General features: G+C 73.8%; 23 protein-coding genes, 1 pseudogene and 1 riboswitch. Of the genes and pseudogenes, 15 read left to right on the top strand and 9 right to left on the bottom strand.

The genetic code is table 11. The features are described from left to right. Positions 1–176: 176 nt before the first annotated feature. A complete protein-coding gene (gene paaI, locus ACN28G_RS11800; RefSeq protein WP_091446516.1) occupies positions 177–551 on the top strand; it encodes a hydroxyphenylacetyl-CoA thioesterase PaaI in 375 nt (124 codons plus the stop codon). A 9-nt stretch (positions 552–560) separates the two neighbouring features. On the opposite strand, the gene ACN28G_RS11795 is transcribed toward paaI, so the two are convergent. Further along, on the bottom strand, positions 561–2,909 hold the full coding sequence (locus ACN28G_RS11795) for an AAA family ATPase (protein WP_421479106.1): 2,349 nt from the start codon (positions 2,907–2,909) through the stop codon (positions 561–563). Positions 2,910–3,097: 188 nt separating this feature from the next. Here ACN28G_RS11795 and ACN28G_RS11790 point away from each other — a divergent pair, with 188 nt between their 5' ends. Together ACN28G_RS11790 and ACN28G_RS11785 are read left to right on the top strand one after the other, a co-directional pair. Next, on the top strand, positions 3,098–6,004 hold the full coding sequence (locus ACN28G_RS11790) for a helix-turn-helix transcriptional regulator (RefSeq protein ID WP_421479105.1): 2,907 nt from the start codon (positions 3,098–3,100) through the stop codon (positions 6,002–6,004). 137 nt (positions 6,005–6,141) lie between these two features. Beyond that, the gene (locus tag ACN28G_RS11785; protein ID WP_091438728.1) at positions 6,142–6,912 is read left to right on the top strand and encodes a DUF5995 family protein; all 771 of its coding nucleotides are present in this window, start codon (positions 6,142–6,144) and stop codon (positions 6,910–6,912) included. A 253-nt stretch (positions 6,913–7,165) separates the two neighbouring features. Here ACN28G_RS11785 and ACN28G_RS11780 read toward each other — a convergent pair whose 3' ends face one another. From ACN28G_RS11780 to ACN28G_RS11760, 5 genes are all read right to left on the bottom strand, one after another. After that, positions 7,166–7,378, bottom strand: coding sequence for a hypothetical protein (locus ACN28G_RS11780; protein ID WP_091438725.1), 213 nt, complete (start codon positions 7,376–7,378; stop codon positions 7,166–7,168). Between the two features lie 113 nt (positions 7,379–7,491). After that, positions 7,492–8,709: a helix-hairpin-helix domain-containing protein gene (locus ACN28G_RS11775; RefSeq protein WP_421479104.1), complete on the bottom strand. Its 1,218-nt coding sequence runs from the start codon at positions 8,707–8,709 to the stop codon at positions 7,492–7,494. Positions 8,710–8,879: 170 nt separating this feature from the next. Continuing rightward, a complete protein-coding gene (locus ACN28G_RS11770) occupies positions 8,880–10,232 on the bottom strand; it encodes an FAD-dependent oxidoreductase (protein ID WP_421480892.1) in 1,353 nt (450 codons plus the stop codon). 14 nt (positions 10,233–10,246) lie between these two features. Further along, positions 10,247–10,597 (bottom strand): TcmI family type II polyketide cyclase, encoded by a 351-nt coding sequence (locus ACN28G_RS11765; protein ID WP_091438722.1) that lies wholly within the window; start codon positions 10,595–10,597, stop codon positions 10,247–10,249. Positions 10,598–10,755: 158 nt separating this feature from the next. Beyond that, on the bottom strand, positions 10,756–11,556 hold the full coding sequence (locus tag ACN28G_RS11760; RefSeq protein ID WP_091438718.1) for an AfsR/SARP family transcriptional regulator: 801 nt from the start codon (positions 11,554–11,556) through the stop codon (positions 10,756–10,758). A gap of 447 nt (positions 11,557–12,003) precedes the next feature. Between ACN28G_RS11760 and ACN28G_RS11755 the strand changes: the two genes are divergently transcribed. From ACN28G_RS11755 to ACN28G_RS11705, 11 genes and pseudogenes are all read left to right on the top strand, one after another. Further along, entirely contained in the window at positions 12,004–12,342 is a 339-nt protein-coding gene (locus ACN28G_RS11755) for a TcmI family type II polyketide cyclase (RefSeq protein WP_421479103.1), read from the top strand. Next, positions 12,339–14,066 (top strand): acetyl-CoA carboxylase carboxyltransferase subunit alpha, encoded by a 1,728-nt coding sequence (locus ACN28G_RS11750; protein WP_091438716.1) that lies wholly within the window; start codon positions 12,339–12,341, stop codon positions 14,064–14,066. The genes ACN28G_RS11755 and ACN28G_RS11750 overlap by 4 nt, the downstream gene beginning before the upstream one ends. Beyond that, positions 13,961–14,551: pseudogene (locus tag ACN28G_RS11745) on the top strand (acetyl-CoA carboxylase biotin carboxyl carrier protein); the annotation flags it as partial. The gene ACN28G_RS11750 and the pseudogene ACN28G_RS11745, both read left to right, overlap by 106 nt. Positions 14,552–14,568: 17 nt before the next feature. Further along, the gene (locus ACN28G_RS11740; RefSeq protein ID WP_421479102.1) at positions 14,569–16,020 is read left to right on the top strand and encodes an acetyl-CoA carboxylase biotin carboxylase subunit; all 1,452 of its coding nucleotides are present in this window, start codon (positions 14,569–14,571) and stop codon (positions 16,018–16,020) included. A gap of 12 nt (positions 16,021–16,032) precedes the next feature. Next, positions 16,033–16,773: an SRPBCC family protein gene (locus ACN28G_RS11735; protein WP_091438704.1), complete on the top strand. Its 741-nt coding sequence runs from the start codon at positions 16,033–16,035 to the stop codon at positions 16,771–16,773. Continuing rightward, the gene (locus tag ACN28G_RS11730) at positions 16,766–17,170 is read left to right on the top strand and encodes a cupin domain-containing protein (RefSeq protein ID WP_091438701.1); all 405 of its coding nucleotides are present in this window, start codon (positions 16,766–16,768) and stop codon (positions 17,168–17,170) included. The genes ACN28G_RS11735 and ACN28G_RS11730 overlap by 8 nt, the downstream gene beginning before the upstream one ends. After that, a complete protein-coding gene (locus ACN28G_RS11725) occupies positions 17,167–18,432 on the top strand; it encodes a beta-ketoacyl-[acyl-carrier-protein] synthase family protein (protein WP_091438698.1) in 1,266 nt (421 codons plus the stop codon). Before ACN28G_RS11730 ends, ACN28G_RS11725 begins: the two co-directional genes overlap by 4 nt. Next, complete coding sequence (locus ACN28G_RS11720) at positions 18,429–19,682, top strand: beta-ketoacyl synthase N-terminal-like domain-containing protein (protein ID WP_091438695.1); 1,254 nt, start codon at positions 18,429–18,431, stop codon at positions 19,680–19,682. The genes ACN28G_RS11725 and ACN28G_RS11720 overlap by 4 nt, the downstream gene beginning before the upstream one ends. Continuing rightward, complete coding sequence (locus ACN28G_RS11715; RefSeq protein ID WP_091438691.1) at positions 19,679–20,029, top strand: antibiotic biosynthesis monooxygenase family protein; 351 nt, start codon at positions 19,679–19,681, stop codon at positions 20,027–20,029. The genes ACN28G_RS11720 and ACN28G_RS11715 overlap by 4 nt, the downstream gene beginning before the upstream one ends. Positions 20,030–20,059: 30 nt before the next feature. Next, complete coding sequence (locus ACN28G_RS11710) at positions 20,060–20,713, top strand: hypothetical protein (protein ID WP_421479101.1); 654 nt, start codon at positions 20,060–20,062, stop codon at positions 20,711–20,713. A 95-nt stretch (positions 20,714–20,808) separates the two neighbouring features. Further along, positions 20,809–21,069, top strand: coding sequence for a hypothetical protein (locus ACN28G_RS11705; protein ID WP_091438684.1), 261 nt, complete (start codon positions 20,809–20,811; stop codon positions 21,067–21,069). A gap of 97 nt (positions 21,070–21,166) precedes the next feature. Here ACN28G_RS11705 and ACN28G_RS11700 read toward each other — a convergent pair whose 3' ends face one another. Further along, on the bottom strand, positions 21,167–22,606 hold the full coding sequence (locus ACN28G_RS11700) for a glycine hydroxymethyltransferase (protein ID WP_091438680.1): 1,440 nt from the start codon (positions 22,604–22,606) through the stop codon (positions 21,167–21,169). Between the two features lie 19 nt (positions 22,607–22,625). Further along, a riboswitch (ZMP/ZTP riboswitch) is annotated at positions 22,626–22,715 on the bottom strand. 76 nt (positions 22,716–22,791) lie between these two features. Between ACN28G_RS11700 and ACN28G_RS11695 the strand changes: the two genes are divergently transcribed. Beyond that, entirely contained in the window at positions 22,792–23,640 is an 849-nt protein-coding gene (locus ACN28G_RS11695) for a metallophosphoesterase family protein (protein WP_091438678.1), read from the top strand. A 12-nt stretch (positions 23,641–23,652) separates the two neighbouring features. Here the strand turns inward: ACN28G_RS11695 and ACN28G_RS11690 are convergent, their stop codons facing one another. Together ACN28G_RS11690 and ACN28G_RS11685 are read right to left on the bottom strand one after the other, a co-directional pair. Then, positions 23,653–24,522 (bottom strand): NAD(P)H-hydrate dehydratase, encoded by an 870-nt coding sequence (locus ACN28G_RS11690; RefSeq protein ID WP_421479100.1) that lies wholly within the window; start codon positions 24,520–24,522, stop codon positions 23,653–23,655. Next, positions 24,506–25,237 (bottom strand): histidine phosphatase family protein, encoded by a 732-nt coding sequence (locus tag ACN28G_RS11685; protein WP_091446511.1) that lies wholly within the window; start codon positions 25,235–25,237, stop codon positions 24,506–24,508. Before ACN28G_RS11685 ends, ACN28G_RS11690 begins: the two co-directional genes overlap by 17 nt. Positions 25,238–25,438: the final 201 nt, after the last annotated feature.

Genomic DNA, 25,438 nt, shown 5'->3' with positions numbered 1-25,438 from the left:
GCGTACCGTGTCCGGGCGGCGCCGGGTGGTGCCGCGTGGCCCGGCGGCGCCGGGAGGTTCCGGCGGTGCCGGCTGTGCCGGGGAGAGGAGTCGGTCCGGTGTCGCACGATGAGCAGCCCGCACCGGAGTCGGCCGGTGGTGACCCGTCGGCGACGCTCCGGACCGCCGCGCACGACATGTTCGACGCCGACGTGGCCTCGCGGGGGCTCGGCATCGAGTTGGTCGGCGTCGCCGACGGCACGGCGCAGGCCCGGATGCGGGTGACCCCGGCGATGCTCAACGGTCACGCCATCGCCCACGGTGGCTTCGTCTTCCTGCTGGCCGACACGGCCTTCGCGCTTGCCTGCAACAGCCGGGGACCGGTCACCGTCGCCGCCGGTGGGGAGATCACCTTCGTCCGGCCGGCACACGCCGGTGACCTGCTCGTCGCCCGGGCCACCGAGCGCACCCGGTACGGGCGCAGCGGCATCTACGACGTCACGGTCACCCGCGACGACGAGGTGGTCGCGGAGTTCCGGGGTCGCAGCCGGAGCCTGCCTCCGGCCGACTGAGCCGGCCGGTCAGGCGGCTGCCGGCCGAGTCGAGGGCGGTGGGGGGCGGTCGGCCTGCCGGGGGCCGCCGACGGGTCCCGCCGTGCGCCTGCCCTTCGTCGCGTTCGTCGCCGTCGTCAGGGACTCGGCCCGACCGAGTGGCACCACCGGGGCAAGTGGGCGGACCGGATCCGGATGTTCCTCGACCGGGGCACCGGTGCGGGTGACTCCCGGTGCGAGACCCGATCGGCCGGGCGCCCGGTCGTCCCGGCCGTCGGCGAGTGGGTAGCCGTCGCCCCGCCGGTCGCCACCGGCCGGCCGTTCCGCGTCGCAACCGGCGGGTGTCCGGGCCGCCGGTGGCGTGGCGTCCGCCCCGGCGCCGCGCGCTCTGGTCAGTAGAGCGCCGCGCGCCTCGGTCGACAGAGCGTCGCGGGTCTCGGTCAGCACGGTGTCGCGGGTCTCGCGTAGTACGGTGCCGCGGGTCTCGCGTAGTACGGTGCCGCGCGCGCCGGTCAGCACGGCGTCGCGGGTCTTGCGCGGTGCGGCGTCCCGGGTTCCCGGCACCGGCGTGGCGAGGTCCGCTCCGGCCTGGTCCGCGTCGTCGGTGCCGGCCGGCCCGGTCAGCGCCCGGCGGGCGAACTCCGCGCGTACCGACCGGGGCAGCCGTTCGACGGCGACCCGCCGTAGCGCCGGTTCGGCGATCGCGTACCCGCCGGCTCCCGGCCGGCGGACCAGCAGCCCGTGCAGAACCAGCTCCCGCAGCACCGGCGCGCTGCGGCCCGCCGGCCAGTCCAGCAGCCGGTCCACCGTGGCCGCCCGGAAGTCACCGTCGAGGCTCGCACCGGCCATGAACACGGCCCGTTGTCCGCCGTCCAGGAGGTCGAGGCGGGCCTCGGCGGTGCGGCGTACCGACTCGGGCATCGGCAGGTCCGCCGCCGGGTCGAGCCCGTCCTCGGCGACCAGTCGGGCGTACGCGGTGGCGTGCCCCGGGTTGCCGGCGACCAGCGGCAGCAGCCGGTCCACCGGGACCGCTGGCCGACCGGCCCGGACCAGCAGGTGGCGCAGCAACCGTCCGGTCTGCACCGTCGGCAGCGGAGCCAGCACGATCCGGTGCCGGTGCCGGTGCCGGTGCCGCTGACCGGCCGGGCCGGGCAGCACGTCGGCCCAGCGGGGGCGGTTGGTCACCACCACCGCCAGGGGCAGGCTCCGCCAGGTGGCCGAGAGGAACAGGTCCCGCAGGAAGTCGTCGACCCTCGGGTCGGCCCGGTCCAGGTCGTCGACGGCCACCACCACCGGTTGCCGAGCCGCCTGGGCGAGCAGCACCTGCCGGAACGTCGTGGCGCCCTCGCTCGCCGCGGCGGATCCGTCGGGTGCGGTCAGCAGGGCGGTCAACGCCCGTACCGCGCACGGAAGCCGGTGCGCCGGCACCAGGTCGGCCAGGGTGGCGGTCAACCGGGCGGTCACCGCGACCGGTCCGTCGGTCGGGTGGATCGCGGCGAACTCGCGCACCAGGTCCGCAACCGGGGCCAACACCTGCTCGGCGTACGGCGGGCAGTACGCGACGCACCAGCGCGGCGACCCGCCGTCCGGGCCCGGTACGGCCCGCACCAACTCGTGCAGCAGCCGGCTGCGGCCACTGCCGATCGGGCCGATCAGGGACACCCAGCGCGGGCTGCGCTCGCGTGCCGCGCGGACGATCTGGTCGCGGGCGTCGGCCAACTCCCGGCGCCGCCCCACCAGCGGTCCCCGGTGTTTGGCCGGCCCGGTCCGGCCGGGATCCTCGGCCCGCCAGAGCTCGAGGGGTGCGGCCTTGCCGGGCACCGTGACCGGTGGCAGTCGCCGTGCCATGGTCAGCCCGGCGGTGGCCCGGCGGGTCGCCGCACAGAACACGACCGCGCCGGGGGGCGCGTACGCCTGCAGCCGGGCGGCCAGGGTGATCACCGCGCCGCTGGCCGTGCCGTGCCCACCGTCGCGGCTGCCCGGCAGGTCGACGACCGCCTCCCCGGTGGCGACGCCGACCCGGATGCGTACCGCGGTGCCCGTGGCCAGTGGCTTCCGGTCGACGGCCCGCTGGATCTCCAGACCGGCCCGCACCGCCCGGTACGCGTCGAAGCCGTCGGAGTGGCGGGCGCCGAACAGGGCCATCACCGCGTCCCCGACGTACTTCTCGACCACGCCGTCCCAGCGGTGCAGCACCCGGGCGACGGCCTCGAAGTAGGCCTGCTGCAACGACCGGACGTCCTCCGGGTCGAGCCGGTCGACCAGGGCGGTCGATCCGACGATGTCGGCGAAGAGGACGGTGACCGTCCGTCGCTCCTCCGGTATCGGCCAGCTCGGCGTCACCAACCCGGTTCCGGTGACGATCATCGATGTGGGCATCGCAACCACCTTTCCCCCGCGTGGTCCCTGACGGCCCTAGGAGATTCCCATTCCTGGACCGACAGGGGATCGGCAGAACGACGTATGTCGGCCAGGTGTAACCTTTGGTCGTAATGTCGACGCGGGGAGTACCACAAGGGCGATAAGCCCGTAGAGGGCTACGGCGCCCGTTGACTAGGCTGCGTTCCATGGCCAGCGATGTGGACAGCGCACCGCTCGTCGGCCGCGCCCACCAGGTGGCCCTGCTGCGATCCGCACTCCTCGACGACGTCCGTCAGGGGCACACCGCGGCGGTCTTCGTCACCGGGGAGAGCGGGGTCGGCAAGACCCGACTACTACGCGAGGTGGGTGCCCTGCTGCGTGAGCGGGGGGCGCTCGTGCTGACCGGTTCCTGCCTCGACATCGGTGACGCCTCACCGCTGCACCCGTTGCTGCAGGCCCTGCGTCGCCTCGACACCGCCGCCGCGGGCGCGCGGACGTCCTCCTCGGTGCGCGGCATGCTGCAGATGTTTGCTGCTGAGACGCCCACCGACGGTGCCGGCGCGTTGCTGGAGCGGGTCTCCCGGGGGCTGCACCTGATCGCCGAGGGTCGCCCCCTGGTGCTGGTGCTGGACGATCTGCAGTGGGTCGACCGGACCACCCGGCAGTTGCTGCTGTACCTGCTCGCCGGGTTGGGGGATCTGCAGCTGTCGGTGTTGGCGGCGGTGCGGGCGGAGTCGTTGCAGGGTGCGCACCCGTTGCGGCGGGTCCTGACCGAGCTGCGGCGGTTGCGTTCGGTGCGGGTGGTGGACCTGGCGCCGTTGGACCGGGCCGGGACCGAGCAGCTCGCCGCCGCGGTGGTGGGGCCGGCGTTGACCGCCGAGGCGGCCGAGTTGGTCTGGCAGCGCAGTGGCGGCAACCCGTTCGTGGCCGAGGAGTTGGCCCGAGATGTGCGGGATGGGCGGGACGGGCTTTCCGACACATTGCGGGAGATCTTCCTGGCCCGGGTGGATGCGCTGCCCGAGCACGCGCACCAGGTGGTGCACGCGGTCGCGGCCGGGGTGGAGCCGGTGGAGCACTGGCTGTTGGCCCGGGTGGTCCGGCTGCCGGAGGAGGAGCTGATCGAGGCGGTCCGGGCGGCGGTGGCGCACCGGCTGCTGGTCGGGGCCGACGAGGGGTACCGGCTACGGCACCGGCTGGTGGCCGAGGTGCTGGCGCACGAGCTGCTGCCGGCCGAGCGTCGGGTGTTGCACCGGCGCTACGCCGAGGCGCTGACCTCGGCCGAGGCGGAGCTGCACCAGGCGCGGTTGGCCCACCACTGGCGGTTGGCCGGGGAGCCGGCCCGGGCGTTGCCGGCCGCGATGGCCGCCGCCGGTGAGGCGCAGCGCCTGCACGGGTACGCCGAGGCGCATCGGCACTGGTCGGTGGCGTTGCAGCTGGCCGACGGCGCGGACGGGCCCCGGGACGTGGACCGAGCCGTCCTGCTGGAGCACGCGGCCGAGTCGGCGCACCAGTGCGGTGAGCACGCGCGGGCGCTGGCCCTGCTGGAGGAGTTGGGGGCGGTCGGCACCGGTCCGCCGTCGTGCTCGTTGCGGATCCGGCGGGCGCGGTACCTGGCGGCGGCGGGCCGCTCGGCGCCGGCGGAGACCGAGTACCGGCTGGTCCTGGAGGACCCGGACTGCACGCCGGGGGAACGGGCCACCGCCGCGGCGTACCTGGCGGAGCTGCTGGTGCAGATGGGCCGGTACGCCGACGCCGGGCAGCGGGCCCGGGTGGCGTTGCAGCTGTGCGCGGACGTGGCGGGGTCGACCTCGGAGGTGGTCCGGGCCAGTGCGGCGCTGGGGTTCAGCGAGGCGTACCTGGAGGACCCGGATGCCGGCCTGCTGGTGATGCGTGAGGCGTTGACCGTGGCCGAGCGCTCCGGTCGGCCGGACGACGTGGCGTGCGCGTACCTGCATCTGGCGGAGTTCCTGACCGGTCCGCTGAACGTGATCGAGGAGGGTGTGGTGGTGGCCCGCCGGGGTGCCGAGCGGGTCGCCGAGCTGGGGTTGGGGCGCACGTACGAGACCCGGCTGCTGGCCATCGCCACCAACGGGTTGTTCCGGGTGGGGCAGTGGGCCGAGGCGGAGAAGGTCGTCGCGGCGGCGTTGCGCCACCGTCCGTCCGGGGCCGACGCGGTGGAGCTGCTGCTGGCCCGGTGCCGGTTGTCGGTGGGCTACGGCGACATCGAGGCCGCCGACCGGGACCTCGACGCGGTCGCCACCGTCCTGGCCGGTGGCGGGGCACGGCACGTGCTGCCGATGTTGACGCTGCGGGCCGGCCTGGCGATGTGGCAGGGCCGACACGACGTGGCCCGGCAGGCGGTGCAGCGGGGCCTTACCGAGAGCCGCTCGGACGACGTGGTGATCCTCGCCGCGCTGGTGTGGCACGGATTGCGGGCCGAGGCGGAGGCCCACGCCAGCCGTACCGTGGCGGTCGACCGGACGGCGGTGCGGCGGCTGCGGGAGGCGATGGACCGGATCGCCGCGCGCAGCGCCGGCGCGTCCCGGCAGGTGCGTAGCGTGGTGGACAACTTCCTGGCGCTCTGCGCCGCGGAGATCAGCCGTTTCGACGGCGGCAGCGACCCGGAGCTGTGGGCCCGGTCGGCGCTGGCCTGGGACCGGGACAACCACCCGTATCCGGCGGCGTACTCGCGGCTGCGGCAGGCCGAGGCCCTGCTGGCCCGGCGGGCCCGCCCGGCCACCGCCAGCAGGCTGCTGCGCGAGGCACACCAGATCGCACAGAACCTGGGAGCCGTGCCACTGACCTCGGAGATCAGGGACCTGGCCGCCCGGGGCCGGGTGACCCTGGCCGAGCGCGACCCGGGCACGGACCGGCGGTCCGGCGCGGCCGCGTCGCCGGCCGACTCCGGCGGTGACGACCTGGCCGGGCTGACCAGCCGGGAACGCGAGGTGCTCGCCGCGGTCGCGGAGGGGCTGACCAACAAGGAGATCGGTCAGCGGTTGTTCATCAGCGAACGCACCATCGGGGTGCACGTGTCACACATCTTCGACAAGCTCCAGGTACGCACCCGGGTCCAGGCCAGCGCCATCTTCCTGCGCAATCGTCCGGAGTAGTCGCGCCACAACCGGCGGTAATCGTCATCCGGTGTTCGCAATACGTCATTCTACTGATCCCGTCGGTGGGTGCCGCCTGCGAGGCTGTCCAGCGTCGCCGCCGGCACGGGGGTGCCCCGGACACAGTGGAGGAAAAAATGGCCGAACCGGTGTGGGGACCCGTTCACCGGGACATCGTCGACCTGCTTGCCGATCATCCGGCGGACGTGCCGGCGGTGGTCGATCACCTCACGAAGTTGCAGGACCTCCTCGTCCGGCTGCCTCCGCTGGAGGCGAGCTGTCCGTTGGCCGACTTCAACCGGCTGTATCTGGTGATCACCGAAAGCGTGCTGGACGGCCTGTACGACGGGCGCTTCGCCGACCCGGTGTTCCTGTCCCGCCTGGACGTCGAGTTCGCGGCCCGCTACTTCGACGCGTTGCGGCTCTGGACCGAGTCCAGCTCGACCACGCCCCAGGCCTGGGCGTGCCTGTTCGAGCGGATGCGGGGCCCGGACGCCCGACCGTTGCCCTCGGCTGCCGCCGGGGTCAACGCGCACATCAACTTCGACCTGCCCTTCGCCCTGGTCACCACCTTCGACCACCTGGAGTCCGAGCCGGTCGACGGCAGTGACCAGCACCGGGACTATCTGGAGATCAACGCGATCTTCGCCGACCGGATCCCGATGTTGCGCCGGGGCTACCTGGACCGCTGGCAGCTGATCATCGACATGCTCAACGGTGACTTCGACGACTGGTACCAGGGCGAGTTGGTGGAGTACACCCGCGACGTCGCCTGGCGCAACGCGCAGAAGATCTGGCGGTGCCGGCACGATCCGCACGCCCGTGACGGTGAGCGGGCCCGGCTGGACCAGACCGCCGCGTCGTTCGGTCGGCTGCTGCTCTCGCCCCTCGGGGCGCTGTTGCAGTAGTCGGGACGGGGGGTCCCCGCGCCCTGGCACCACGGGGCGCGGGGACATCGACGACGTCCCCGACGGGGGGAAGGTCGGGGGCAGGGGGAAAGGACCGACCACCGGGGGACAGGTGGTCGGTCCAGGGGGCTGGTGGGGCCGGTCGACCCGGGGGGAGTCGGCCGGCCCGCACCGGCTTCGTGCTCACGAACCTCCGGCCCCGCGCAGCCGGCTACCGTGGGTCAGTTGCTGGCCGCGCGTGCCGGGCCGCCGCCTACTGCGACGGCTGCGGCAGCTCACAGTCGACCTTGGGGTTGGCACCGACGTAGTTCAGTGGCCCCGCCACGATGGTCACCAGGATGGTGCCCAACTCGGCACAGTTGGTCTCGTCGTTGCCGCTGTAGTAGCCCCGCTGGCCGGCGGCGATGGCTCCGATGATGAGCCAGATGACGAGGATGATCCCCAAGAACGACGGGCCACGACGCATGGCTGCCTCCCGATTTGCTTGCGCTGATTGAGATGAGCCGGGTTGTACCCAGTCGTGGCGGGCGGCTAACGGTGCCGCGCCCCGCCGGGGACAATTGCCGACAGCGCCTCGGCTCAGGGAAGGATCTGCTCCGCCTCGGTTCGGGCGCCGGCCAGGACCTTGGCCTGTTGCGGCCAGGTGGCCAGGCCCGGAGCACCGCGTAGCCCGGCGGCCCGGACGGTCTCCCGCAGCGCCGCCTCGTCCAACGAGGCAAGCTGCCGGTAGGTGCGGATGCCGGCAGCCTGCAGGGCGGTGGCCAGTTTCGGCCCGATGCCCTGGATCCGGCGGAAGTCGTCGACCGGCTCCGCCTCCTGCTCGGCGGTCGTGGGCACCACCGGGGTGGCGTCGACTCCGGTCTCGCCGGTGGTGGGCGGTGCCGGCCGGGGCTCGACCGGCTCGGCCTCGGCGACCGGCGTCTCCGGCACGCGTGCCCCGGTCACCGGGGTCGGGGCTGCATCCGAGGTCCCGGTCGCCTGCGCGGCGATGTCCGATCCGGGGGCCGCCGGGCCGTCGGTGCCCGCGGGGTCGGTCTCCGGTACGCCGCCGGACGTCGCGGCGGGTGCCGGCGCGTCGACGGACGTCTCCGGTGCCGGCGCGTCGTCGGCGGTGCCGTCCGGGGCCGGTGCCTCGTCGGTGCGCAGGTCGGACGACCGGCGCGGCCGGGGCACCTCGGTGGTCGCGGCAGCGCTGCTGTCGCCCCCGGTCGTTCCCGGCTCGCCGACGACCGGCTCGGTGGCGACCGGCTCGGTGGCGACCGGCTCGGTGGCGACGGGCTCGGTGGCGACGGGCTCGGTGGCGACCGGCTCGCCGACGACCGGCTCGGTGGCGACGGGTTCGGTGGTGACGGGCTCGCCGGCGACGGGTTCGGTGGCGACCGGCTTGTCGGTGGTCGCGGTCGAGGTGGGTTCGGGTGCGGTGGTGGTGGTCCGGTCGGGGGCGGTGTCCGGGGTGACCGCATCGGTGGTCGCGGTGTCCGGCGTGCTCTCGTCCTCGGTCGGCTCCCGGTCGACCACGGCCTTCGGCTGCTCGGTGTCGACGGTGGCCGGCACGGGCACCGGGTCGACCGTGGCGGCCCGGGGCTCGGTGGCGACGGCGGCGACCGGCGGTTCGGTGTCGGCCGGGGTGGTGGCCGGCACCCCACCGAACGAGGTGATGCCGGCGACCGGGTCACCGTCCACGATGGAGTGCTCGGCGGGACGGGTGTCCTGCCGTCCACGCAGGTACCAGCCACCGACCAGCCCGACAGCCAGTGCCAGGATCGCCGTCAGTATGTGCCCGAAAGTCAACGCCACGGGAGAACCGCCCTCACCTTGGTCGAAAGTCGCGAAGAAAACTCGGGGCAGCTTCGCATACCGACGACCCGGGTGACAGCGCGGCTCACCGCGACACGTACCGGTGCGGGGGTCTGTTTCGGCCAGGGTCTCCGACCGGCGACGTACGGTGACCGGACGGGCGGGAAGGCTCAGTCGTCCTCGCCGCGGTAGGTGTAGAAGTCGTCGACGAACTTGCGCCGCAGCGGCGGCACCCGGCTGGTGACCCGGAAGTAGCCGCGCGCGCCGAGCAGCGCCAGCCGGCCGAACACCGGACGGTACAACCGGTCGTCACCGTTGGTGCCGTTGCGGGCCAGTGAGTCGGCGACCCGCGCGAAGCCGTACGGCAGCATCAGGCGCTCGTAGTCGGCCACCGCGTCGAGCAGCGTCTTGCCGCCGGCCGCTGCCTGGGCGAGCTGCCGGCAGAGCAGCGCGGCGTCGCGCAGGGCGGTGTTCGCGCCGACCCCGCGTCCCGGGGTCATGGTGTGGATGGCGTCGCCGAGCAGGGTGACCGAGCTGGCCGGCCACGGTGCCACCGGCTCCGAGGTGGACACCCTGATCGGCATGGCGCTGGCCGGGTCGGCGCGGGCCAGCAGCTCACGCAGATGCGGATGCCAGCCCTGGGTGAGGTCGAGGGCCAGCGCGATCAGCTCCCCGCCCCGCATCCGCATGACGTCGGCGGGGAACCGCCGCGCGGTGCTCCAGATGACGATGTTGAGGTAGTCGCGGGTGGTGTCGTGACGCAGCCCCGGCCAGCGGGCGAGCAGTTCGGCGTCGGCCGGATCGACGTCCGGCTTGAGCCGGCCGGCACCGTCCCACTTGAACTCCATCACGTGCAGCACGCCCATGATCCCGCCGGTGGCGAAGATCAGTGAGATGCCCTGCCGGATCCGCTCGGGCACCAGGCTCCGGGTGTGGTCGGTGAGCGGGATCCGTACCGCGATGTTGACCGTGCCGGCGTCGGAGACGACCGCCTCAGGCAGGTACTGGCGGCGGATCACCGAGTGGGTGCCGTCCGCGCCTACCAGCAGGTCGCCGACCGCGGTGTCGCCGTCGTCGAAGTACGCCGTGACGGTCCCGTTGTCGTGCTGGACGTAGTGGGTGCAGGTCTTGTCGAAGTGGACCACGTCCTCCATGCCGGTGAGCAGGACCTGCCGCAGGGTCATCCGGGCCACCGAGCGTTCGGTCTTCACCGGGTCGGTGTCCGGGCGCAGCGTGAACGAGGCGGTCTCGCGGAGCCGCTCGGTGATCACGTTGAAGTACCGGGGGGACCGCGCGCAGGTGGCGAGGAAGACGTCGAACAGCTCCGGCGGCAGGCACTCCCGCAGCGCCGAGCTGCCGGTGGGGCCGATGCCGATCCGGTAACTGAGCAGGCCGTCGGTGCGGGTGCGGTACCGCTCGTACACCGCTACGTCGATGCCGGCCCGGCGCAGCCCGTGGGCCAGGCACAGCCCCCCGGTGCCGGCGCCGATCACCAGGACCCGGGGTGGCCTGGCCGGCCTCACCGCGTCCACCCCGCTCAGCCGGCAGCGCCGGTCGTGGTCACCGCGTCGCTTGCGTTCCAGGTGTAGAAACACCCGGCGATCGCGTCGCGCGGTGAGCGCCAGGTCGGCAGGTACGGCGAGGTGTGCGCGGACAGCCGCTCGTTGACCTCGCGGAACAGCGGGTGGTTGCGGGCCTCGGCCAGCGCGTCGGGGGCCACGTCGGCGGTCTCCATCAGGTGTACGCACAGGTCGTGCAGGCAGTACAGGGAACGGTGCCGTACCCCGGTCAGGCCGGGTAGGTCGGTCGCGTCGGACTCGTTGAAGATCTGGGCCACCCGCCCCTCCGAACCCGGGATGATCCGGCTGACGATCAGTAGACGACTCATGACAGTCCTTCCTGTCGTTGGCGCCGCCGACCGGATCGCCGGTGCCACGGACACCTGTGCCGTCACTCTGCCCAGCGGCCAGTCACCCGGTCGTCACGGATACCACCGCAACGGTGACGCCGCCGGCCGATCCGCACCGCACCGGTGGTTGCGGGTGTTCAGCGGGGGCGGGGTGCGCGGCGGTCCGCCGGGTTGCCGGGCGGCCGGCCGGTGCCCGCGCGGGTGGCCTGCCGGATCGGCGCGAGGGTCTCGTCGAGCAGCGCGGCCATCGCCGCGGAGGGCTCCAGGTGCAGTTCCCGCAGGAGCAGGTCACGGTAGACGTAGAAGGCGTGCACCGCCTCGAAGGCGTTGCCCTCGGCCAGGTGGATCCGGACCACCAGCCGGTGCGGGGTCTCCCGCAGCGGTTCGGCGGCCATCGCCTCCAGGGCCGCCTCCAGGGCGTCACCGTGCCGGCCGGCGGCCAGGTGGTGCCCGGCGACCTGCTCCAGCATGTGCAGCCGGAGCTGCCGCAGTCGTTCCCGCTCCAGCAGCACCCAGTCGTCGTACCAGCCGGGCAGCAGGTCGTGCCGGCCGGCGGCCAGCGCCCCGGCGGCGATCTGCGCGTCGGCGCCGTCGCGGACCCGGGCGGCGGTGTGCACCAGGTCGTCGACGTCGAGCTGGACCACCGGGTCGAGGCGGACGGTGTCACCGGTGGCCACCAGCGGGCAGCACGGGTCCTGCCGTAACCGCCACAGGGCGGTACGCAGTGAGGAGAGGGCCCGCTCCTCGGGTGCCTCCGGCCAGAGCAGGCCGGCCAGGTTGCTGCGGGTGGCGTCCGGGCGTAGCCCGATCAGGGCGATGACCCGTTGCAGGCCACGCGGCACCACCACCGGCGCGCCGGCACGCAGCAGGCGGAACCCGCCGAGCAGGTGCAGCGACACCGGCTGGTCGCGGACGGACGGGCGCGGATCACGGCTCACGGACGCGGCACCCCCTGCAGCGGAACCGGAGTCCCGACTCTCCTGTGTCCCCGTCGCGGTGTCGCCGACCCCACTGTCGGGGCGACACCGCACCGACGGGTGAGTGGCCGCCGGGCTGGCCGTGACGAACCCTAACAACCGCAGTTACGCTGAGTCAACGTACTGGTCGGACTTGTGACCGGTGCCGTCGACCGGCGTACCCGCTCTGAACAGCGAAGAAGTCTCCCCGCGTCGAAGCGGTGCACAGCTGGGGCAGGGATTGTTCATAGCTTGCGTCAACGCAACGTCACCAGATCGGGTGGCTCCACGGCGGCCGGTGGTGACGCCGCGGTGACGGCGGTCCGCGCATCGTGGCCTGACCGTCCGAGGTGGCCCGCCGGGTCACGCGATCCGTCCGACGTGACCCGCCCGGGTCACGCCCACCGACGTGCCGTGGGGGTGCCGTTCATGGAGCGTTCGCTGATCATCGCGAAGGTGGTCCCGACCGCGGAGGAGCAGGTGGCCGAGATCTTCGCCGAGTCCGACGCGACCGAACTGCCGCGGCTGGCCGGGGTCCGCCGCCGGTCGCTCTACCGCCTGCACGACCTCTACGTCCACCTGCTGGAGACCGAGCTGCCGGGCCACGGGGCGGTGGAGGCGGTCCGGGAACACCCCGAGTTCGCCCGGGTCAGCGCCCGGCTGCGGCCCTACGTCTCGCCGTACCTGTCGACCTGGCGGGCGCCCCGCGACGCGATGGCCCACCGGTTCTACCAGTGGGACGCCCCGGACGCCGGGCGGCAACCGTGACCGCCACCGCGCCCCACGACGGGCAGCTCTGGTCCCGCTGCGCCGGCTGCGCCAGCCTGCTGTACCGCAAACGGCTGCTGCGCAATCTCGACGTCTGTCCCGAGTGCGGGGTGCCGGCCCGGCTCGGTGCCCCGGAACGGCTGCGGCAGCTGGTCGACCCGGCCACCTTCGTGGCGTTGCCGGAGCGTACCCCCGACGTGGACCCGATCGACTTCGTCGACGTGCTGCCGTACCCGCACCGGGTAAGCGCGGCCCGCGCCGCCACCGGGTTGGCCGAGGCGGTGCTGGTCGGCACCGCCGCGGTCGGCGGGCACCGGGTCGCGCTGGCGGTGATGGACTTCCGGTTCCTCGGCGGCAGTCTCGGCTGCGCGGTGGGTGAGCTGATCACCCGGACCGCCGAGCGGGCGCTGGCCGAGCGGATCCCGCTGGTGCTGGTCACCGCCAGCGGTGGGGCGCGGATGCAGGAGGGCGCGCTGTCGCTGATGCAGATGGCCACGGTCAGCCAGGCGGTGGCCGCGCTGCGGGAGGCCGGCGTGCTGACCGTCAGCGTGCTCACCGATCCGACGTACGGCGGGGTGGCGGCGTCGTTCGCCACCAACACCGACCTGGTGCTTGCCGAGTCCGGGGCGCGGATGGGCTTCGCCGGTCCCCGGGTCATCCGGCAGGTCACCGGCCGGGGGTTGCCCGAGGGGTTCCAGACCGCCGACTTCCTGCTGCGCCACGGTCAGGTCGACATGGTGGTGCCCCGGCGGGCCCTGCGGGGCCGGCTGACGGCGCTGCTCGCCGCGACCGTCCGACCCACCGGCCCCCGGACCGGCGGACCCGGGGCCCCGACGGTCTCCGCCGCACCACCGACCGGGTCCGCGCCGGTGCCGGCCCCCGCCGGCGGCGCGCGGTCGGCCCCGTCCGGTGACGCCTGGGAGACGGTACGCACCGCCCGGCATCCGGGCCGGCCGACCACCCTGGACTACCTGGACAGTGTCTTCGACGGCTTCGTCGAGCTGCACGGCGACCGGCTGGGCGGGGACTGCCCGGCGGTGGTCGGCGGCCTGGCCCGGCTGGACGACCGGCACCTGATGGTGATCGGTCACCAGAAGGGGCACACCACCGCCGAGTTGGTGGCCCGCAACTTCGGCATGGCCAGTCCGGCCGGGCACCGCAAGGCGTTGCGGCTGATGCGGCTCGCCGCCCGGCTGGGTCTGCCGGTGGTCACCCTCGTCGACACCCCCGGCGCCGATCCCGGGGTCGCCGCCGAGGAGCACGGTCAGGCAGCCGCGATCGCCGAGAACATCCTGACCATGAGCTGCCTGCCCGTCCCGGTGGTCGCGGTGATCACGGGGGAGGGCGGCAGCGGTGGCGCGCTGGCGTTCGCGGTGGCCGACCGGGTGCTGATGCTGCAGCACGCGGTCTACTCGGTGATCAGCCCGGAGGGCTGCGCGGCGATCCTCTGGCCGGACCGGTCGGCGGCCCCGCAGGCGGCCCGCGCGTTGCGGCTCACCGCCGGGGACCTGTGCCGGCTGGGCATCGTCGACGACGTGGTGCCCGAACCGACGCCGGCGGCCCACCAGGATCCGGCCGCCGCCGCGCAGGCGCTGCGCGGGATGCTGCTGGCGAACCTGCTGCCGCTGCTGGAGGTGGCACCCACGACGTTGGTACGCAGTCGCCGGGCCCGGTTCCGCCGGTTCGGTGCGGCCCGCAGCACGTCCTCGGGGACCTCGCGGTGAGCGCCCCGGCCGACGACGCCGTCCTGGCCGAGCTGCGTCGGCAGGTCCGATACCTGGTCGCCGAACTGGCCGGCCCGGTCCGCCGGGTGCGGGTACGCAGCGGACAGACCACCCTGGAGGTGGAGTGGCACGGTACGGGCCAGCCGGTGCCGGCACCCCGTACCGAGCCGGCCGTGGCCCCGACCGAGGAGCCACCCGACGGCCCCTCGACCGCCGTGACACCCGCGGCGGGGCAGGCGGTGGCTGCGGTGGTGGTCCGGGCGCCGGTGGTGGGGACCTTCTACCGCTGCCCGGAGCCGGGTGCCGCCCCTTTCGTCGCCGTCGGTGACCTGGTCCGCGCCGGCCAGGTGGTCGGCATCGTCGAGGCGATGAAGCTGATGAACGAGGTGGTCACCGACACCGCCGGCCGGGTGGTCGAGCTGGTCGCCGCCGACGGCCAACCCGTCGAGTACGACCAGCCGCTGGTCGCCGTGGCGCCGGCGTGAGGGCCCCGGGTGCGGCGATGTTCGACAAGGTGCTGATCGCCAACCGGGGCGAGATCGCGCTGCGGGTGCTGCGGGCCTGCCGGGAACTGGGCATCCAGACGGTGGTGGTGCACTCCACGGTGGACGCCGACTCGGCGGCGGTACGACTGGCCGACGAGACGGTCCAGATCGGGCCGGCCGCGAGCCGACGCAGCTACCTCAACGCGGCGGCGATCGTCGAGGCGGCCCGGCAGACCGGTGCCCAGGCGGTGCACCCCGGCTACGGTTTCCTCTCCGAGGACGCCGACTTCGCCGAGATCTGCGCGGACAACGGGCTGGTCTTCGTCGGTCCGCCGCCGCACGTGATGGCCGCGTTGGCCGACAAGTCCACCGCGCGGGCGCTGATGCAGCGGGCCGGCCTGCCCCTGCCGCAGGGCAGCGTGCAGACCATCTCGACGCTGGCCCACGCGCTGGAGGTGGCCGACGCCATCGGGTACCCGGTGATCGTCAAGGCGGCGGCCGGTGGCGGTGGCCGGGGCATGACCGTGGTCGGCTCGGCCGCCGAACTGCCCCGGGCGTACGCCCGCACCCGGGCCGCGGCGCAGGTCGCCTTCGGCGACGACCGGGTCTACCTGGAGCGGTACCTGACCGACGCCCGGCACGTCGAGGTGCAGGTGCTCTGCGACGGCCACGGCAACGGCGTGCACCTGGGCACCCGGGACTGCTCGGTGCAGCGCCGGCACCAGAAGCTGGTCGAGGAGGCTCCCGCGCCCGGCCTGGCCGAGTCGACCCTGCAGACCCTCGCCGAGCTGGCGTTGCGCGGGGTGCTGGACGTCGGTTTCACCGGTGCCGGCACGGTGGAGTTCCTGGTCGACGCGGCCGACGGCATCCACTTCCTGGAGATCAACTCCCGGATCCAGGTCGAGCATCCGGTCACCGAGATGGTCACCGGCATCGACGTCGTACACGAACAGTTGTCCATCGCCACCGGGGCGCCGTTGCGGTGCCGTCAGTCCGACGTCCGCCTGACCGGGGTGGCGGTGGAGTGCCGGGTCAACGTGGAGGACCCGGAGCGTGACTTCGCGCCCACCCCCGGGCGGCTGGACCGGTTCCAGCCACCCGGGGGGCCGTTCACCCGGGTCGACACCCACGGTCGGGTCGGCTACCGGGTCGGCCCGGACTACGACTCCCTCCTGGCCAAGGTGGTGGTCTGGGCCCCGGACCGCCAGTTGGCGCTCGACCGGCTGGACCGGGCGCTTGCCGAGTTCGACATCGCCGGACCGGGGGTGCGGACCACCATCCCGTTCGTCCGCCGGGTCCTGACCGATCAGGCGTTCCGGGCCGGCCGGCACACCACCGGCCTGGTCGACCGGCTGCTGGCCGCCGACGCCACCGGTGCTGTCGCGCCGCCGTCGCCGGCCCGCCCGGTCGACCCCGGCCCAACCGTGCCCACCCCCGCCGCTGCCGTCCCGGCAGCACCCACCGACTGAGAGGAGAGCCCGATGACCGTCACCCGTGGCCACCCGCTGACCGCCGAGATCACCGACATCCTGGTGACCCACTGCGGCCTGGACCCCGACGCCGCCGCCCGGGCGCCGGCGGCCTCGCTGGAGGAGCTGGGCATGGACTCGCTGGCCCTGCTGGAACTCACCGCCGTGGTCGCCGACCGGTACCAGGCCCGGATCCCCGAGCAGGCCGCCCAGCTGAGCATTCCCGCCATCGCCGACCTGGTCGCCGAGGCCGGTGCGCCGCCGGCCGACCCGCCCGGGCACACCGAGAACAGCATCGTCATCGCCGCCCCGCTGAGCCTGGTCTGGGAGCTGACCAACGACGTGGCGAACTGGCCGGACCTGTTCACCGAGTACGCCTCGGTGCAGATCCTCGAACGCGACGGCCGTACCGTGCGGTTCCGGTTGACCATGCACCCGGACGCCGACGGCACGGTGTGGAGCTGGGTGAGCGAACGCACCGTCGACTGGGAGAAGCGCGAGGTACGCGCGCACCGGGTGGAGACCGGTCCGTTCGAGTACATGCGCATCCACTGGTGCTACGACAGCGAACCCGACGGCACCCGGATGACCTGGGTGCAGGACTTCGCGATGCGCCCGCAGGCGCCACTGTCCAACGCCGGCATGACCGAGCGGATCAACACCAACAGCCGCGTCCAGTTGGCGGTCATCAAGGACCGGATCGAACAGGTGGCCCGGCAGCGGGCCGCCGCGACGGGAGTCGACGATGAGTGAGCCCACCGCCCGTACGGTCGCCCTGGCCGACGTACCGGCCGACCGCCGCCGCGGCGGCGCGATCCGGGTGCTGCTCGGTCCCCGTACCGTCGGCAGCACCTCGGGTTTCCTCGGCGTGGCCAGCCTCGAACCGGGGGAGCGGATCGCCGAGCACTACCACCCCTACAGCGAGGAGTTCCTCTACGTCGCCGCGGGCCGGATCACCGTGGACCTCGACGACCGGCCGACGCCGCTGCACGCCGGCGAGGGGCTGTACGTGCCGGTGAACGTCCGGCACCGGCTGCGCAACACCGGCGACATCCCGGCCGAGGTGGTGTTCCACCTCGGACCGTTGGCACCCCGCCCCGAACTGGGGCACGTCGACACCGAGGTCGCCACCCAGCGGAGCCCGTCGTGACCGGGCGCCGGGCGGTGGTGACCGGGATCGGCGTGGTCGCACCGGGCGGCGTCACCCGGGACCGGTTCTGGAAGACGATCACCGAGGGGCGCACCGCCACCCGGCGGATCAGCTTCTTCGACCCGTCGCCGTTCCGGTCCCAGATCGCCGCCGAGTGCGACTTCGACCCGGACGCCGCCGGGATCACCCTCGCCGAACGCCAACGCGCCGACCGGTACGTCCAGTTCGCCCTGGCCTGCTCCGCCGAGGCGCTGGCCGACAGCGGGCTGGACCTCACCGACGCCGAGCGGGCCGCCACCGCGGTGGTGCTGGGCAGCGCGGTCGGCGGCACCATGGCCCTGGAACAGGAGTACGTCACGGTAAGCGACTCCGGCCGGCGCTGGCTGGTCGACCACCGTCTCGGCGGGCCGTACCTCTACCAGGCGCTGGTGCCCAGCAGCCTGGCCGCCGACGTGGCCTGCCGGCACGACCTGCACGGCCCCGCCCAGGTGGTCTCCACCGGCTGCACCTCCGGCATCGACGCCATCGGCTACGCCCACCAGCTGATCGTCGACGGCGAGGCGGAGATCGCCCTGGCCGGGGCGGCCGACTCGCCGATCTCCCCGGTCACCGTCGCCTCCTTCGACGCGATCAGGGCGACCAGCCCGGACAACGACGACCCGGCCCACGCCTCCCGGCCGTTCGACGCCGACCGGCACGGGTTCGTCCTGGCCGAGGGGGCGGCGGTGCTGGTGCTGGAGGAGGCCGGGCACGCCCGGCGGCGCGGCGCGCACGTCTACTGCGAGGTCGCCGGCTACGCCAACCGCAGCAACGGCTACCACATGACCGGTCTGCGCCCGGACGGTCTGGAGATGGGCCTGGCCATCGCCGACGCCATGCGTCAGGCCCGGCTCGCCCCGGAGCAGGTCTCCTACATCAGCGCCCACGGCTCCGGCACCCGGCAGAACGACAGGCACGAGACGGCCGCGTTCAAACGGGCCCTGGGCGAGGCGGTGTACCGGATCCCGGTCAGCTCGATCAAGTCGATGGTCGGGCACTCGCTCGGCGCGATCGGCTCGATCGAGATGGCCGCCTGCGCGCTGGCCATCGAGTACGGGGTGGTGCCCCCGACGGCCAACTGGACCACCCGGGACCCGGAGTGCGACCTGGACTACGTGCCGAACGAGGGCCGGGAGGTGCCGGTGGACGTGGCACTCTCGGTCGGCAGCGGCTTCGGTGGCTTCCAGTCCGCGATGGTGTTCCAGCGGGTGGGCGCGGCGTGACCGCCCGGGCCGTGGTCACCGGCATCGGGGTGGTCGCCCCGAGCGGCATCGGGGCGGCCGCGCACTGGCGTACGGTGTGTGACGGCACCCGGCGCACCGGCCCGGTCACCCTCTTCGACGCCGCCGGCTACCCCACCCGGGTCGCCGGTGAGGTCGCCGGTTTCGACGCCGGCGGGTACGCCGACACCCGGCAACTGGTGCAGACCGACCGCTGGACCCACCTGGGCTTCGCGGCCACCCGGCTGGCCCTGGCCGACGCCGGTCTGCCCGAGCGCGCCCCCGACCCGTACGGCTACGGGATCACCCTGGCCAGTTCCTCCGGCGGCAACCTGTTCGGCCAACGGGAGCTGCAACGCCTCTGGGGTGGTGCCGCGCGCACCGTCGGGGCGTACCAGTCGATCGCCTGGTTCTACGCGGCGAGTGTCGGGCAACTCTCCATCCACCACCAGTTCAAGGGCCCGTGCGGGGTGCTGGTCGCCGAGTCCGCCGGTGGGCTGGACAGCCTGGCCCACGCCGCGCGTACCGTGCGCCGGGGCACCCCGGTGGTGATCGCCGGAGCCACCGAGTGTCCACTGAGCCCGTACGCGCTCGCCTGTCAGCTGGCCTCCGGGCTGCTCAGCGAGGTGACCGAGCCGAACGACGCGTACCTGCCGTTCGACGCCGCCGCCAGCGGCTACGTCCCGGCCGAGGGGGGAGCGGTCTTCGTGGTGGAGGACCTCGGGCACGCCCTGGCCCGGGGCGCCCGGGTGTACGGCGAGATCACCGGCTGGGCGGCCACCCACGACGCCCGCCACACCGACGCCGGTGACCCCGGGGCGGTCGACCCGACCTGGTACGCGCACGCCCTACGGCAGGCGCTGCAGCGGGCCGGGTCCACCCCGGACGAGGTGGACGTGGTGCTGCCCGACGCGGTGGGGGTGCCCCGGTACGACCGGGCCGAGGCCGACGCGCTGCGGGCCGTCTTCGGCGACCGGCCCGTGCCGGTGAGCACCGCGAAGCCGTTGACCGGCCGGGCCCACCAGGGTGGTTCGGCGCTGGACGTGGCGACCGCACTGCTCGCCTTCCGGCACGACACCCTGCCCGCCTCGGCCGGGCCGCGGCAGCCCGCCGCCGGCTGCGAGCTGGACTTCCTGCGCGAGCCGCGTCGGCCGCGTACCCGGGTGGCGCTGCTCGGCGCGCGGGGATTCGACGGATTCAACAGCGCGTTGGTGTTGCGTGGCGCACCAGCACCACGACAGGAGGAAGCATGACCGAACACCGAGCCCGAGTGGTCTTCCTGGTCCGGGTGCCCGAGGCCCGCACCGCGGACTTCCTGCGGGCCTACGAGCAGGTGCGGCACCTGGTCGCCGCGGGCGTCCCCGGCCACCTGGTCGACCAGGTCTGCCGTTCGGCCACCGACCCGGAGCAGTGGCTGATCACCAGCGAGTGGGCCGCCCTGAGCGACTTCGAGGCGTGGGAACGCAGCCCGGAGCACCGGGACCTGGTCCGGCCGATGCGGGACTGTTTCACCGACGCCCGCTCCCTGCGCTTCCACATCCACGCCCAGACCCCGGTCCCGGTCCCGCGCACGCCGGTGTCCTTCGGTACGACGGATTGAACCAGCCGCCTCCGGTCCCGTAGTAGGAGCGTGACCAGCTACGACGAGTTCCTGACCGGCCTGCACGGGGACCGGCAGGCCGACCTTGCCGCCGGTGGCGACGGTAGCAGCCTCATTCCCACGATCACCCCCTCGCGGGATACGCTGCGGCAGTGGGCCAGCCGGCGAAAGATCGACTGGAGCCTGTACCGTCCCGACCTGAAGGTCAAGCAGGGGCGGTTCACCAACGCGCACCTACGGGAGTTCGAGCGCGAGCACCGCCTTCTCCCCGAGGGCCTCGCCTTCCGACGGGAGGGCCCCAACGCCGCCATCGTCGGGGTGCGGATGAATCTCCCGGCCAGTGCGGAACTCACCCCGATGGGTCTCGCCGCCTACGTCAACTCGCACGGAGGGTCCACCGCCGCCCTTGGGCAGTACGTCACCGAGGAGGAGCTGAGATGGTACGAGCGGCGTCGCCGCCTGCCCGCCGGAACGTACTCACTGATCCACGGCCCCGACGGCACGGTGTCGGACATCCGGCGGACAGACCACCTCCGCGCCGAGGCCGCCCAGCTCACCCACGCGCCCGGCGGGCCGGTCGGCGCCGCCCCGCCGGGGCTGCCGCCCGTGGCCCCGACCCACTGGTCGATCCCCGGATCCGGGCACACTCCCGCGGGCCCACCCGGCGGTGGCCTTCAACGGTGACGCGGTGGGCACGACCCGCTGCCGTTGACCGAGGGTGTGCGTCACACGACGGAGCATGACCGGGGGTCTGTCAAGATCCAGCTTGGACGGCCATAATGTGCGCCATGGTTACCTGGGAATACGCCCTACTGGTCCGCCGCTACCAGGGGCAGGGCCGCAGCTTCAGTGTCTCGTTCATCTGGTACGGCCCGGACGGGTCCCGACTGGACATCACCGCGTACGGCGACACCGCCATCGCGCACCTCAACCGGGCCGGCCGGGAGGGCTGGGAGCTGGTCTCGGCCGCCGAGGACGTCAACAACGTGCAGGGCAGCACCGAGGTGCACCGTTACCACCTCAAACGCCCGCTCGACTGAGCGGCCCCATACCACTCTCCAACGCCCGCTCGACTGAGCGGTGGCGTGCCCCGGGGCCGGCAGCGCTCGTGCCTGCCGGCCCCGGGGCGGCGTCGCCTCAGGACAGCTCGACCGAGGGGTAGAGCGGGAAGGCGGCGAGCAGCTCGCCGGCCCGCTGACTGACCTTCTCGGCCACGGCGTCGTCAAGGACGTACTTGGCCTTGGAGGCGGTGCCGTCGGCGCCCGCGCCCGGGGTGGTCTGGCCGAGCACGGTGTGGATCAGCTCGGCGGTCTCGTCCATCTGCGCCGTGCCCAGCCCCCGGGTGGTCAGCGCCGGGGTGCCGATCCGGATGCCGGAGGTGTACCACGCGCCGTTGGGGTCCTGCGGCACCGCGTTGCGGTTGGTGACGATCCCCGAGTCCAGCAGCGCCTGCTCGGCCTGCCGGCCGGTCAGCCCGTACGAGGTGACGTCGATGAGCACCAGGTGGTTGTCGGTGCCACCGGTGACCAGCTTCGCGCCCCGGCGCAGCAGCCCGTCGGCCAGCGCCTGGGCGTTGTTTACGATCCGCTGGGCGTAGTCGGCGAAGTCGGGGCGGCGGGCCTCGGCCAGCGCGACCGCCTTGGCGGCCATCACGTGCGGCAGCGGACCGCCGAGCACCATCGGGCAGCCCCGGTCGACCTGGTCGGCCAGCTCCGGGCCGCAGAGCACCATGCCGCCGCGCGGGCCACGCAGCGACTTGTGGGTGGTGGTGGTGACGATGTGCGCGTGCGGCACCGGGTCGAAGTCGCCGGTGAAGACCTTCCCGGCGACCAGGCCGGCGAAGTGGGCCATGTCCACCATGAAGGTCGCGCCCACCGAGTCGGCGATCTCCCGCAGGATCCGGAAGTTGACCTTCCGCGGGTACGCGGAGTAGCCGCCGACCAGGATCAACGGCTTGAACTCCCGGGCGGTCTCGGCGACCTTGTCGTAGTCGATCAGCCCGGTGGCCGGGTCGGTGCCGTAGCTGCGCTGGTCGAACATCTTGCCGGAGATGTTGGGCCGGAACCCGTGGGTCAGGTGCCCGCCGGCGTCCAGCGACATGCCCAGCATCCGCTGGTTGCCCAGCTCCCGACGCAGCGCGTACCAGTCCTGCTCGGTCAGGTCGTTGACGTGCCTGGCCTGCGCCCGGCGCAGCGCCGGGGCCTCCACCCGGTCGGCCAGCACCGCCCAGAACGCCACCAGGTTGGCGTCGATGCCCGAGTGCGGCTGCACGTAGGCGTGCGCCGCCCCGAACAGTTCGCGGGCGTGCTCGGCGGCGAGCGCCTCGACGGTGTCGACGTTCTGGCACCCGGCGTAGAACCGGCGGCCGACGGTGCCCTCGGCGTACTTGTCGCTGAACCAGTTGCCCATGGCCAGCAGGGTGGCCGGGGAGGCGTAGTTCTCGCTGGCGATCAGCTTGAGCGACTCCCGCTGGTCGGTGAGCTCCGCCCCGATCGCCGCGGCGACCCGGGGCTCGACGGAGCGGACCACCTCAAGGGCACTGCGGAAGGCGGTGGACTCGGCGCTCGACGACGACATGCGACCTCCTGGTGATGGTGAAGAAGGCCCAGGCGCTCGGCGTACGTCCGTGTGACGGGACCGCTCCCCGATGGTTCTCCATCTTCACGCGCCAGTCACGGTCCACCGGTCATCCTACCGGTTCCCGACCCCGACGTCCGGGCGCGGGCTCGCGGCAGGTCGGGTCGTTGCCTAGGATCGTCGCCATGGCCGGGGAGGAGGGCGGGCGGTTGCTCGCCATCAGCGACCTGCACGTCGGGCACCCGGAGAACCGGGCGGTGGTCGAGGGGCTGCGCCCCGAGACACCTGATGACTGGCTGCTGGTCGCCGGGGACGTCGCCGACACCCTGGCCGACGTGGAGTGGGTGCTCGGGCTGCTCGTCGAGCGGTTCGCGAAGGTGGTCTGGGCGCCGGGCAACCACGAGCTCTGGACGCCGCCTACCGACCCGGTCACCCTGCGCGGCGTGGCACGCTACCAGCGGCTGGTCGAGCTGTGTCGGGGGTTGGGCGTGGTCAGCCCGGAGGACGAGTATCCGGTCTGGACCGGTGCCGGCGGCCCGGCGCTGGTGGCCCCGCTCTTCCTGCTCTACGACTACACCTGGTTGCCGGAGGGGTTCGACACCCCCGAGACGGCGCTGGCCGAGGCGTACCGGACGGGGGTGGTCTGCACCGACGAGTTCCTGCTCCACCCGGACCCGTACCCGAGCCGGTCGGCCTGGAGCGCGGCCCGGGTGGCCCAGACCGCGCGACGACTGGCCGAGCGCGACCCGGCGCTACCCACCGTCCTGGTCAACCACTATCCGCTGGTCCGGGAGCCGACCCGGGTGCTGTACTACCCGGTCTTCGCCCAGTGGTGTGGCACCGAGGCCACCGCCGACTGGCACCTGCGCTTCGACGCCACCGTGGTCGTCTACGGTCACCTGCACATCCCGCGGACCACCTGGCACGACGGGGTGCGCTTCGAGGAGGTCTCGGTCGGCTACCCCCGGGAGTGGCGCAAGCGGGCCACCCCGCCGGGGCAGCTGCGCCGCATCCTGCCCGCCCCACCACCCTGACCCGCCCCTGGCTCAGACCGCAGCCAGGGTGGGTGGGATCTCGTCGAGCAGCTCCCGGGCCAGGAACCCGATCCGCCCGTACCGGGGGACCAGGCGTTGGCCACTGACGGCGTGCGCGTACGCGGCCCAGCAGGCGGCCTGGTCCGGCTGCGCGCCCCGGGAGAGCAGCCCGGCCAGCAGCCCGGCCCGGACGTCACCGCTGCCGGAGGTGCCCAGTCCGGCATCGCCGCTCTCCTCCCGCCAGCCGCGTCCGTCCGGGGTGGCGATGTGGCCGTACAGCGAGACCACCGCGTCGTAGCGCCGGGCCAGCTCGGCCGCGTCGGCGTCCAGATCGTCGCCGGGCTCCCGGTCGAGCAGGTGCCGGGCCTCGGTCAGGTTGGGGGTGAGCACCGCCGGACGGCCCGAGCCGACCAGCAGGTCCGGACTGTGGCTCAGGGCCCCCAGCGCGTACGCGTCGAGCACCAGGGCGGTCTGCCGGTCGGCCGCGTCGAGCACCAGGCGCAGCAGCTCACGGGTCTGGTCGATGTCGGTGAGTCCCGGCCCGACGGCCACCACGTCGGCGGCGGCCACCAGCTCGCCGAGCTGCTGGCTGGCCCGCCCGGCGACCTCACCGTCGGCGGTCTCCGGCAGCCCCACCACCATCGCCTCGGGCACCTGGATGCTCAACGCCGCCGCGGTGGACTCGGCCGCGGCCAGTTGCAGCACCCCGGCCCCGGCCCGCAGCGCGGCCACCCCGGCCAACAGCACCGCGCCCGGGGTGAAGCGGGCCCCACCCACCACCAGGACGGTGCCCCGGGCCTGCTTGCCGCCGGAGGGCACCGGCAGCGCCCACTCCCGCAGCAGCCCGGCGGTGATCACCCTGGTCTCAGACCGGCTCGGCATGGACCTCGTCCTCCCTGGTCGGTTCCGCACCCTGCTGGCGCAGGTGCCCGATGTCGTTGAAGCTGTCCGGGGTCAACCGCCCCGCGGCGTCGGCGGACCAGCCGGTGACCGAGCAGTTGGCGATCACGTGTCGTCGGGTCAACGCCATCAGCTCCGCCTCGGTCAACTCCTCCACCAGATAACGGAGCAGGAAGACCAACGCGTCGTGGCCGAAGAGCAGCACCCGCTGCCCGGCGTGGTCGCGGCGCAGGTCACCGAGGAGGGCCCGCAGCCGCAGCGCCACGTCCGTCCAGGACTCGCCGCCCGGCGGCCGGTAGTAGAACTTGCCCAGCCGGTCCCGCCGGGCCGCCTCGGTGCCGAAGCGCTGCCGTACCCCGTGCGCGGTCAGCCCGTCCAGCACGCCCAGGTCCCGGTCGCGCAGCCGCTCGTCGCGGCGGAGCGGGATGTCGGTGCCGGTCAGCGCCAGCTCGGCGGTGCGCACCGCCCGCAGGTACGGCGAGACCACGGCCAGGTCCGGGCGCTGCCGCTGGGGAAGCCCGGCCAACCACCGCCCGGTTGCCCGGGCCTGCTCCTCGCCGGTGGCCGACAGCGGCACCTCGGCGTCGGAGTGGGTCAGCTCGATCTCCTCGGCGCCCGCCGTCTCGGCCGTGGTGGCCGCGACGTTCGCTGTGCTCTCGCCGTGCCGGACGATCCAGAGCGTCGACAGTTCCGCCATGCCGTCCCCGGTACCCGCCGGGCCGGGCCGGTAACCCGCCGTCCGGGCCATCCCGCCGGCCCCGCCCAGGTCATCCCGCCCGCCGCCGTCCGGGCCATCCCGCCGGGCCGGGTCGCCGGACCGGGGCCGTCGACCGAGGGTGACCGGCGACGCTCCGGTGTGGACACCGGTGTTCCGCTACTCTGACCGGGCCCCGCAGAC

Source organism: Micromonospora sp. WMMA1923, assembly GCF_049179195.1.
Lineage (GTDB): Bacteria > Actinomycetota > Actinomycetes > Mycobacteriales > Micromonosporaceae > Micromonospora > Micromonospora yangpuensis.
The sequence above is the reverse complement of the archived record's forward strand: the minus strand, read 5'-3'. Positions and strand labels throughout refer to the sequence as shown.